Here is a 1,287-nt window from a genome sequence, read left to right on the forward strand (position 1 = left end):
TGGTATTATCCCCTTTAAGTAGACATTCGAAAAAAGACATCTGTTAAGATGAACTTAATCATGTCAACAAAGGGGATTTTTTCATGGCTAAAAAAGGACAAACCTTCCGGCGGTACACCTTGGAATTAAAAACAGAGGCTGCTCGGCTGGTCAATGAAGAGCACAAGAGTATACGTGAAGTTGCTCACCAATTAGATATTCAAAATAAATCTCAAGTGCAGGTATGGTCAGCTAAAGCGAAACAGGGACAGAGTTTAGAACCGGCTACCTCTAAACGCGGACGCAAGAAAACGACGTTTTCTAGTCTGGAAGAAGAAATCGCTTATTTGAAAGCAGAGAATGAATATTTAAAAAAGCAGTATCCCCATCTACACAAGGAGTGACGAGTAAAGCGAAACGATTTCAAATCATAGAGGAACTTCGAGCACGGTATGGTCTGGCTTGGCTCTTGAAGATCGCTCGTGTTTCCCGTTCCGGTTACTACAAATGGAGAGCCAGTCGAGTCACAGCCAACGAGCGCAGACAGCGAGACGATGAAGTCGAATCGCATCTACTGGCCATCCATCGGGTACATCCGTACTTTGGTTATGTGCGAATGACGATCGCTTTGCGCAGAGAAGGGCTTCGAGTGAATCACAAAAAGGTCTACCGCTTCATGAAGAAACTCGGCATTCGCTCGGTGATTCGAAAGAAGCGTCGATTCTTTGGAAAACAAGCTTCCGTAGTGCATCCGAACCGATTAGAGCGACAGTTTCAAGCGGATACGCCGCGAACGAAGCTGGTCACCGACATTACCTATATTCGCGCGGGCGAACGATTTGTGTATCTCTCAGTCATTCAGGATCTGTACAATAACGAAATTGTAGCGTGGCGTCTGTCCAAGCAAAATGACCTAGCTTTGGTTCAGGACACCTTAAACCAGCTGAGTCAACACATGGATCTGCGAGGGGTCATGCTGCACTCGGATCAAGGATTTCAATATACGTCTAAGTCCTTTAACCGTACCTTACAGCAGCTCGGTGTACGCGGCAGTCACTCCAGACGTGGAAATTGCTTGGACAATGCCTGTATCGAGTCGTTTTTCTCTCATCTCAAAACGGAGAAAATCTATTTACAGCGACCAGCAAACCCAGCGGAGGTGGAGCAGCAAGTGAGCGAATACCTTGCATTTTACAACCACGACCGATTTCAAAAAAAACTAAACAACCGTTCCCCGGTAGAATACCGAGAAACGGTTGTAGCTTGAAGTGGCTTTTTAATGGTGTCTACTTGACGGGGGTAAGACCA

At 45.9% G+C, this 1,287-nt stretch carries 1 protein-coding gene; it reads left to right on the forward strand.

Features of this window, described 5'->3' with window-relative positions; translation table 11 throughout:
- Positions 1-83: 83 nt before the first annotated feature.
- Positions 84-1,246, forward strand: a protein-coding gene (locus AAHF22_RS23695) for an IS3 family transposase (RefSeq protein ID WP_371834110.1) whose coding sequence is annotated in 2 segments (ribosomal slippage) — positions 84-348 and positions 348-1,246 — 1,164 coding nt in all. Because the reading frame shifts where the segments join, the coding sequence is not laid out codon by codon here.
- Positions 1,247-1,287: the final 41 nt, after the last annotated feature.

Source organism: Paenibacillus wenxiniae, assembly GCF_039822605.1.
In the GTDB taxonomy this organism is placed as follows: domain Bacteria; phylum Bacillota; class Bacilli; order Paenibacillales; family Paenibacillaceae; genus Saccharibacillus; species Saccharibacillus wenxiniae.